General features: G+C 63.7%; 9 protein-coding genes. 8 read left to right on the top strand and 1 reads right to left on the bottom strand.

Translation table 11 applies throughout. The annotated features are described in order from the left end of the window. The coding region (locus E3O47_RS09170) for a transposase (protein WP_174722145.1) at positions 1-251 on the top strand (251 nt) is incomplete at its 5' end. A 99-nt stretch (positions 252-350) separates the two neighbouring features. Beyond that, on the top strand, positions 351-659 hold the full coding sequence (locus E3O47_RS09165) for a hypothetical protein (protein ID WP_134420277.1): 309 nt from the start codon (positions 351-353) through the stop codon (positions 657-659). A 648-nt stretch (positions 660-1,307) separates the two neighbouring features. On the opposite strand, the gene E3O47_RS09160 is transcribed toward E3O47_RS09165, so the two are convergent. After that, positions 1,308-3,536: a malate synthase G gene (locus E3O47_RS09160; RefSeq protein ID WP_134420275.1), complete on the bottom strand. Its 2,229-nt coding sequence runs from the start codon at positions 3,534-3,536 to the stop codon at positions 1,308-1,310. 188 nt (positions 3,537-3,724) lie between these two features. Here E3O47_RS09160 and E3O47_RS09155 point away from each other — a divergent pair, with 188 nt between their 5' ends. The 6 genes from E3O47_RS09155 to E3O47_RS09130 all read left to right on the top strand — a co-directional run bounded on the left by E3O47_RS09155 (position 3,725) and on the right by E3O47_RS09130 (position 8,647). Next, positions 3,725-5,077 carry an MFS transporter gene (locus E3O47_RS09155; protein WP_134420273.1) on the top strand — a complete coding sequence of 451 codons (1,353 nt, stop codon included), beginning with the start codon at positions 3,725-3,727 and terminating at the stop codon, positions 5,075-5,077. Positions 5,078-5,800: 723 nt separating this feature from the next. Beyond that, on the top strand, positions 5,801-6,127 hold the full coding sequence (locus E3O47_RS16245; protein WP_255572934.1) for a zinc-binding dehydrogenase: 327 nt from the start codon (positions 5,801-5,803) through the stop codon (positions 6,125-6,127). Positions 6,128-6,192: 65 nt separating this feature from the next. Further along, complete coding sequence (locus tag E3O47_RS09140) at positions 6,193-6,798, top strand: XRE family transcriptional regulator (protein ID WP_174722144.1); 606 nt, start codon at positions 6,193-6,195, stop codon at positions 6,796-6,798. Beyond that, complete coding sequence (locus E3O47_RS09135; protein WP_134371457.1) at positions 6,791-7,528, top strand: phenylalanine--tRNA ligase beta subunit-related protein; 738 nt, start codon at positions 6,791-6,793, stop codon at positions 7,526-7,528. Before E3O47_RS09140 ends, E3O47_RS09135 begins: the two co-directional genes overlap by 8 nt. Next, positions 7,521-7,664, top strand: coding sequence for a hypothetical protein (locus E3O47_RS15985; protein WP_166784809.1), 144 nt, complete (start codon positions 7,521-7,523; stop codon positions 7,662-7,664). Before E3O47_RS09135 ends, E3O47_RS15985 begins: the two co-directional genes overlap by 8 nt. A 683-nt stretch (positions 7,665-8,347) precedes the next feature. Then, positions 8,348-8,647 (top strand): hypothetical protein, encoded by a 300-nt coding sequence (locus E3O47_RS09130; RefSeq protein WP_134420271.1) that lies wholly within the window; start codon positions 8,348-8,350, stop codon positions 8,645-8,647. Positions 8,648-8,926 lie beyond the last annotated feature (279 nt).

The following is an 8,926-nucleotide window of genomic DNA, read 5'->3' as shown; positions in this document are numbered from 1 at the left end:
TCTGGTCCACCAACCCGCTGGAACGGGTCAACAAGGAGATCAAACGCCGCACCGACGTCGTCGGCGTTTTCCCCAACTCCGCGGCCCTGCTGCGCCTGGCCGGGTCGGTGTTGATCGAGCAGCATGACGAGTGGGAAGCCGGCGAACGCCGCTACTTCTCCGAAGCATCAATGCTCGAGCTGGCCACCATGAACAACCCCATCGAGGTCATCGACGAGGCGGTGATACTCCCCGAACTCGCCGCCGCCTAAGCTAGAACTACTGACCCGCACGGTGTCGAGGAACTCCACCACTCAGCGGGACGTGACCTCGCTGGGCTCGCAGGCATCGCGATGTTTACCCTTGAGCTAATGGGACCGGTTCTCGGTTTCGATGACACCGACAACTCCGCAGTAAGCCTCGATTATCTGCGCCAGTATCCGCAGTTTCACGCTTTGGCGGCGGTCGCAGTGTTTATCATGGCACTCGCGTACATCGTGGCGAGTTTCGCTATCTCAGATGTGCTTACGCCACGCACAAGTATGATCACGCGCCGAAGCCTGAGCGCGCTCGGACTTTTCGCGGCTGCGTTCTCGTTCATGCATGGGGTCTTGCGCGAGTCGGTCGGAACGTTGCTCTACATCGACTCGGTCAATAGGGGATGGGGCCAGTCCGCATAGCTCACCATTCAGATGTTGGGAACCCATGGTTTCCTTGCGGCGGGCCTCATTACGCTCGCTGTCTGGTCCGTTGGTATCTGTGTGGCCGGGGTTCACTCCCGCCCCCTTCCGATCTGGTTATGTGTCTTGGGATTAGTCGCAGGCCTCCGTCTCGTGATGCTCACGGCTGGGCCATTGATGACGGCAGCAGCGATCGACCTGCCCGGGATCTGGCTCGCCTCCATGGCACTGATCCCTCTGGGAATGCTTTGGTGGCTGGCCCTCGGCGTGGTGCTGCTTGTCAAGTCCCGCCGCAATCACGAGCAGCCACCTGTTAATTCAGAACAGTGGGCCACACCGAGTAGACGCGTAATGAAACCTGTATGACAACACCACGAGAATCACCCCGGCATACGATATCGTGCCGCAAACTCATCAGGGGAAGGGCGCTCACCTCGTTCCATCGTCACCTCAGCGCTCGAGGCAGTGGACGTGTTCGTCCGTTCGGAGGGGCCCGCCCCAAGCGCCTATGCCGAATTTCGGGACGACGTCGCGAGGTTCATCAGCAACCTGCTCGATGGACGCCCAACCGGCGGCATCAAGTAGGTCCCGCCGGGAAGGTATGCCACCGGCGGCTGCCGCACTGCAACCCGCCCGCATGAGGTTCCGTTAGAGCAAATGACGCGCGGGAGCCTGACGCTTCTTTGCCCTCCGGACCTGGTGGAGGATCGGCTCGGTGTATCCGTTAGGTGAGGATGCACCGTCGATGATGAGTTGGCGGGCGGCCAGAAACGCGAGCCCAGGCCCGGTTCTGCCGATCAGCGCTTCATAGGTCGGGTCATCGGAATTCTGTGCATCGACGACCGCCGCCAGTCGCCCGAGGCTGGCGTCGACATCCGTCTTGCTGATGACGCCGTGGGTGAGCCAGTTCGCGAGGAGTTGACTGGAAATGCGCAGCGTCGCACGGTCCTCCATGAGCCCCACGCCGTGGATGTCCGGAACCTTGGAACACCCGACCCCTTGATCGACCCATCGAACGACGTAGCCGAGGATCGACTGAACGTTGTTGTTCAGCTCGGTCAGGCGCTCCTCATCGCTGAGGTCTCGCTCGGAGAGAGGGAGGACGAGAATCGGGTCCAGGGCCTGGCGTGTCCGCCCGGCCAGTTCGTGTTGACGGGCGGCCACGTCGACCTCGTGATAGTGGATCGCATGCAGCGTCGCCGCTGTGGGAGACGGGACCCAGGCTGTGGTTGCACCGGAACGGGGGTGCGCAATCTTCTGCTCGAGCATGTCGTGCATGAGATCGGGCATGGCCCACATGCCCTTGCCGATCTGGGCACGGCCGGGAAAGCCCGCCGCGAGACCGGCGTCGACATTCGCGTTCTCGTAGGCAGCCATGAAGGGCATGGAACGTATCAAGCCCTTGGTGGCCACTGGCCCGGCGTGCATGGAGGTGTGGATCTCGTCGCCCGTGCGATCGAGGAATCCCGTGTTGATGAAGACGATTCGCTCGGCGGCAACGGCGATACAGGCCCGCAAGTTGAGCGTCGTTCGCCGTTCTTCGTCCATGATCCCGATCTTCACGGTGAGTAAGGGCAGGCCGAGGAGCTGCTCCACCCGGGCGAACAGGTCGACGGTGAACGCGACCTCGTGGGGGCCGTGCATTTTCGGCTTGACGATGTACACCGAGCCGGTGCGTGAGTTGCCGCCGCGGGCCTCGCCGACGAGGTCGGGGAACGAACCGAGAACGGTCAGCACCGCGTCGAGGATTCCTTCGAACACTTCGGCGCCGGACGCATCCCGCACGGTGTCGGTCTGCATCAGGTGCCCGACGTTGCGCACCAGCAGCAGGCTTCGGCCGTGCAGCGTCAACTCGCCGCCGGTAGGAACGGTGTAGACGCGGTCGCCGTTCATGGTGCGCGTGAAGACGCCGGCGCCCTTCCTGACGGTCTCATTCAGTCTGCCGCGCATGAGTTCGCGCCAGTTGCGGTAGCCGAGTACCTTGTCGTCGGCGTCGACTGCGGCAACCGAGTCTTCGAGGTCCATGATCGTGGTGACAGCGGACTCGAGCACGATGTCCTGGATGCCCGCGCTGTCCGTGGCCCCGATAGGTGCGCTGCGATCAATGGTCACGTCGAGGTGCAGTCCGTGATGTCGGAAGAGCACGGACGACGGTTCCAAAGCCTCTCCCCTGTAGCCGACCAGCGCCGAGGGCGACGCCAGGACAGCGGATGATCCGTCTTTCAAAGCCACGATCAGCGCACCGTTCTCGACTCGGTAAGCGACGGCATCAGCGTGCGAGCCCCGTTCGAGTGGGATGGCCTGGTCAAGCAGAGCCCGTCCGCGCGCGATCACCCGTCCGCCGCGGACGGCGTTGTAGGAATCCGCCCGGGACGCACCGCCGTCATCGGATATCGCGTCAGTGCCGTACAGCGCGTCGTAAAGCGAACCCCAGCGGGCGTTCGCCGCGTTGACAGCGAACCGCGCGTTGAGCAGCGGAACGACAAGCTGGGGTCCCGCCTGCGACGCGATCTCCACATCGACGTTCGAGGTGGTGATGGTGAAGTCCCCGGGTTCGGGCGCGAGGTACCCGATCCTGGTGAGGAAAGCACGGTACTCACCGGGGTCAGGCTGGCCGGGGTTAGCCCGGTGGAAGGCATCGATCTGGGCCTGCAGGTCATCCCTGATGCCGAGCAACTCAGTGTTCCGGGGAGTGAGGTCGCTGATCAGCGTGCTCAGCCCAAGCCAAAAGGCGTCCGCGGTGATGCCGGTTCCCTGCAGCGCCTCGTTCTCGACGAACGCGGCGAATGAAGAGGCGACATCGAGATCTGCTCGTTCGACGCGGGCGGAGAGGCCAGCAGTAGGCGCTGGGACGGATGCTGTGGTGGGTGTGTTCATCGTTGAACTCCTTGGGCTAGTGCGGGTACGCCCGCTCGGCCGACTGTGTCTGGCCAGTCTCGCACCCCGGCGCCGCCGCTCCTTGACACACTCACGTCGGGCAGGTCTCGTGCAATAGGGTTCAATTATCCGGCAGACGCTTCACCCTCAGTTCGCCGCCTGGTCACAAACGCTGAATTGGGAACCTGATGCCTGAAGTTCGCGCACGCCCCAGTCGATCCGAGCGATTGGATGCGCTGCCGTTCACCCGGGAGCACCGCCGTGTGCTTGTGGGTTCCGGCCTGGGCTGGGCTCTTGATGCGATGGACGTTGGACTCATTTCTTTCGTTCTGGCACAATTGGCGGTGCAATGGCAAGTCTCCGACGTGGAGCTGTCCTGGATCGCATCCGCCGGGTTCGTCGGTATGGCCATTGGTGCAGTTCTCGGTGGTTTGCTGGCCGACCGTATCGGCCGACGCCAGGTTTTCGCTCTCACCCTTCTCGTTTACGGTCTCGCGACGGGAGCGTCGGCACTGTCCGAGACTGTGGCCGTACTCATTGCATGGCGATTTATCGTGGGGCTCGGTCTTGGCGGTGAGCTCCCGGTCGCTTCGACGCTCGTGAGCGAGTTCGCGCCTCCACGAATTCGCGGCCGCATCATCGTCATCCTCGAATCCTTCTGGGCCATTGGCTGGACCGTTTCCGCGGTCATCGGGTACCTGGTCGTACCGTCATCGGCCGACGGCTGGCGCTGGGCACTGGCTGTCGGAGCGGTTCCGGCCGTGTACGCGGTGGTCGTGCGCCTTCGGCTGCCGGAATCGGTTCGCTTCCTCGAGTCGCGTGGCCGCCTCTCTGAGGCGGAGTCGACCGTCCGACGTTTCGAAAAGTCCGCCGGAATCACCGCCGGACCCTATGATTCTGCGCGCCCCGCAAAGACAGGTGAGGGGCCGAACAAAACCGGTTCCCGGACACGCGTCACCGCGCTGTGGTCGCGCGGCCTGCGTCGCCGAACCGGTGCGCTGTGGCTGGTCTGGTTCTGCGTGAACTTCTCCTACTATGGCGCCTTCATCTGGCTTCCGACCATCCTGGTCGCGTCGGGATACTCGCTCGTTCGCTCCTTCGCGTACACGCTGATCATCACCGTGGCCCAACTGCCGGGTTATGCCGCTTCGGCGTACCTCATCGAGCGTTGGGGACGGCGCAGGACACTGGCCGTATTCCTTGCCGGCTCGGCACTTGCGGCGGCGTTATTCGCGGTAGCCGGCGATGCCACCCAGGTGATCGGTGCCGGCATGCTGCTTTCCTTTTTTAACCTGGGTGCGTGGGGAGCGCTCTACGCAGTGACCCCGGAGCTGTACCCGACCCGCATCCGTGCCACCGGGGCCGGCTGGGCAGCCGGCGTTGGACGGATCGCCGCGATCCTGGCTCCGCTGGCCGTGCCGATGCTGCGCGAGATGGGCGGGACCGCAATTCTTTTCACGGTCTTTGCAATGTTCTTCGTGGTCGCTGGACTCGGCGCTCTTGGACTCCCCGAGAAACGGGGCGAGGCTCTGGAGGACTGAAACGGCAGGAACGGTTGCGCGAGACACTGGGGTATGCCCGAACTGACTTTGCACGACGGCGGCGGTCGGTTTCCGTCTCCTCCTCGGTATTAAAGTGGTAGAGGTTGCCGAAGAACGCGTCGAACCCGTGCACGGTGGGCAGGAACTCGTTCGGTGAAGGCGATGCCCTCGTTGGCAACCCGAAATATGGATGAGATTCGGTGGCCCCGAAGCATTGGAATTGCACCACGATTGGCTCCGGCCGCGGCCGCAGGACCACCAGGTGCTGGTGAAAGTAACAGCGGCTGCCGTCAACAACACAGACATTTGGACGCGCCAGGGAGCACATGGGTCGCCGGAAAATCCCACGGCGCAGGCCGGCTGACTGGGTTTGTTTGATTTTTCGCGCATTCAGGGTGGGGATATCACCGGCATTGTCGTCGAGGTGGGTCATGGTGTGACCGAAGAACTGTTGGGTCGCCGGGTGCTCGTGGACCCGGCTATCTACGGATGCGACAGCGAGAATGCGTCTCCGGCGGGGTACCTGGGCAGCGAGGCCGATGGCGGGTTCGCGCAGTACGTCGCCGTGGATGCCATCCATGCTCATGACGTGCTGGATTCCCCGCTATCGGATGTGCAGCTGGCGTGCCTGCCTGTGGGCATTCGCCATCGCGATCGGAATGCTCGAACGTGCCAACGTGCGAGGCGGCGAAACCGTGCTCGTGACGGGAGCATCCGGCGGGGTTGGACGTGGTTGCTGACATCGCCGGTGGACCGGGGGTCTCCACCATGATGCCGATGATTCGGGACAACGGACGCTGGGTGATCGCGGGTGCTGTGGCGGCGCCGGTGATCGACTTCGACCTCCGCCGCCTCTATCTTCACAATGTGCTGCTGATCGGATCCTCGATGCACACCCGGGTTCATTTTCGTCGGCTCGTCGAGCTTGCACGCGGCGGGCAGGTCAGTCCTCAGGTCAGCAGCACGTTTGCCCTGACCGAGATCGCCGAAGCCCAAACGGAGTTCTCCGAGCGACGACACATCGGCAAGATCGTCATCCTCCCCCACTGAGACCAACTGTTGGTACCCGAGGGAAAACTCTGATTGATGTACCAATAGTGCACTATCGTGCACTTATGGAGGAAAGTGCTGCGGAACTTGCGACTGCCATCGGTGTACGCGTCAAACACGAACGCCAACAACGTCGGTGGACTCTTGACCAGCTGGCGGAAGGCACCGGGGTGAGTCGCCGAATGCTGGTCAACATCGAGCAGGGTGCCGCGAACCCGAGCGTAGGGACACTGCTCCGGATCAGTGGCGCCCTCGGCGTGGGCCTCCCCGATCTGGTCGAACCGCCCCGATCGAAGCGGATGAAAGTTACCCGAAGGGGCGAGGGCACGGTGCTGTGGACCGGCGCGCACGGCGGGCGCGGAGTGCTCGTCGCGGTGACTACACCGCCGAACGTCGTCGAACTGTGGGACTGGACCCTCGAAGCAGGCGATCGACATGTGAGTGAACCGCATACGGCCGGTACGAGAAAGCTTGTGCAGGTACACCTGGGAACGATCTCGATTTCGTCGGGAGAAGAGACGATCACGCTCAACGATCGCGACGCGCTCTCCTTCCCCGGCGACGTAGCCCATACCTACGTCAACGCCGGCCCGCACGCAGCACGATTCTCACTGACAGTGTTTGACCCGGGCGTCGGCTCGGCTACCCGAACGGAACGCGTTGATGCCTGAGCAGACGGCCTTGAACACGTTCCTCGACGCCGCCCGAGTCAACGATGACGTCTTTGCGTTACGGCCCGACTACCGGGCGGTGTTGGTCGCTGTCGATGGACTCGAGTCCGGCCCGAGTGATGAGGCAAGCGAGGCGCTGCTCCTCGCGGCGGAAGAGGCAGCCCGCTCCACTCTCCAGCAACAGGCTGTCGAGGAGGTTCCACACATTGCCGCGTGGCGCCAGGCGTACCGGGCGTTCGGTGCGAAGCCGCAGCGCACCCGCAACAGTCTGGAGGCGCTTATGCGCCGCGCGGCATCCGGGCTGCCCCGCGTGAATCGACTCACGGACCTGTACAACGCAATCTCGATTCTGCACGTGGTACCGCTCGGCGGGGAGGACCTGGCGCACTACGTCGGAGCACCACGCCTGATCCGCGCAACCGGGTCGGAACCTTTCGAGATCATGTCCGAGGGCGCATCCGTGACTGAGTATCCCGACGCCGGGGAGGTCGTGTGGACCGACGCGGGCGGTGTGACGTGTCGACGCTGGAACTGGCGTCAGGCACGTCGCACCCAGCTCACCGACACCACCACCAGCGCCCTGTTCATCCTCGACGCACTCGAACCGCTCGACGACGACGCACTATTGGCAGCAGCTCGGGAGCTCGAGCGGGAGCTCACTCGTCTCGGCTCGAACGTTCAGGTCGCGCAGCGCCGGCTCGGAGCAAACGCACTGTCCGGAAATGCCTGACATGAGCCAACGCAGCATCCCGATTCCCGCCTCGGCGCTTGGTGTCACGGCCATGCTGTCTGTTCGGCTCGGCTCGGCACTCTCCGTCGACCTGATCACGACAGTCGGTGCTGCCGGAACGGCGGACTTGCTCTGAGGTACTGGCCTCACCCAACCCTGACGCGTAAGCGTTCGGCAATCAGGCACCGGAGGGATGGGTCCGGGTGAGCGATTTTCTCATCATGAGTCCTAATGCGGACCACGCGTCAACCTCACCGGTTTTTGGGTGCCCGGGCAAGTCCGTGAGTAGTCTCAACGCATGATTGTGTTGGGTGAGCTCGTCATCGGCTTGCTCGCCCTGATCGGCGTCACGGTGGTCGCGGTCGGCACCATTTCTGCCGACGATCGTCGGCGCATCCGCTCTGATGTTGATCTTCGCCGGGGATGGGCTACTCACGCGGCTCGACGGTGGAATCCTGCTACTCGTCGGCGTCGTCTACACCGTGCTCCTAGTGCCTGCCGCTCGCCGTGAGGCCGCCGTCGTTCGCACCGAGTCCGCCCGCGAGTCCGGCATCACGAAACGAGAGATATCTCCACTGCACAGCTGGGGCGCGACGTGCTCTGCTCGTCGTTCGGACCTGACAAGACGACGGGATGATCCGGTCTGTCACGCCCGACCAGCAAGCGTGTGGACAGGCCAGCGGCCGACTCGTGGGACGATGCCGTTGTGCGGATATTGATGAGGCTCAGGCGGACGTTCGACGTGTCTACCCCGGCGGCTTCGTCGGTCAATTGGTTTCAGGCACACTGTGGCTGATCGCGGCGGCCGTGGCGACTTGATTGTCGCCAGGCGCATCGATCGCAACGCTGTTCCTGGGTGGGATGCTGATTTTTCCCCTGACGACGCTCACGCTTCGAACCGCCGGCGGGCCAGCGGCATTGCCCAAGGGCCATCCGATGGCGGCGCTCGCGACGCAGTTCGCATTCACCGTCCCTTCGGGCACGCTCGTGGCCGTTGCCCTGGGACTGACCGAACCGAACCTGTTCTACCCGGCAAGCATGATCATCGTCGGTGCGCATTATCTGCCGTTCGTTTTCCTTTACGGGATGCGTCTCTTCGCCGTGCTCGCCGGATACTGATCCTGGTCGGAACAGTGCTTCTCCTGTAACTACCGGTGGGCGCTCCGCTCGGCGGATGGTTCGCGGGTGCACTCCTGGTCGGTTTCGCGTATCTGCCGCGCGCGTCCTCAGAACGGCGTGGGCTCCCCTGACTGGGCATCCCGACCGGGTGGGGCGGGCGACGGTGTGGTCGACGCCGAGCGGATGACCGTGGCCGGCTCACTCACGAACGTGCGCCCGGTCGGCGACGTCCACTCAAGCGTGCCGTCACCGAGGTGCAACACCCGCCACCCGGTCTCG

This window comes from Cryobacterium sp. TMT2-17-1 (assembly GCF_004402765.1).
GTDB classification, from domain to species: Bacteria; Actinomycetota; Actinomycetes; order Actinomycetales; family Microbacteriaceae; genus Cryobacterium; species Cryobacterium sandaracinum.
This window is presented reverse-complemented; position numbering and strand designations above follow the sequence as displayed.

Excerpts from the sequence above, each read along its gene's own strand:
- E3O47_RS09165 (WP_134420277.1), top strand. The coding sequence starts at position 351 with ATGGGACCGGTTCTCGGTTTCGATGACACCGACAACTCCGCAGTAAGC.
- E3O47_RS09160 (WP_134420275.1), bottom strand. The coding sequence starts at position 3,536 with ATGAACACACCCACCACAGCATCCGTCCCAGCGCCTACTGCTGGCCTC.
- E3O47_RS09155 (WP_134420273.1), top strand. The coding sequence starts at position 3,725 with ATGCCTGAAGTTCGCGCACGCCCCAGTCGATCCGAGCGATTGGATGCG.
- E3O47_RS09140 (WP_174722144.1), top strand. The coding sequence starts at position 6,193 with ATGGAGGAAAGTGCTGCGGAACTTGCGACTGCCATCGGTGTACGCGTC.
- E3O47_RS09135 (WP_134371457.1), top strand. The coding sequence starts at position 6,791 with ATGCCTGAGCAGACGGCCTTGAACACGTTCCTCGACGCCGCCCGAGTC.
- E3O47_RS15985 (WP_166784809.1), top strand. The coding sequence starts at position 7,521 with ATGCCTGACATGAGCCAACGCAGCATCCCGATTCCCGCCTCGGCGCTT.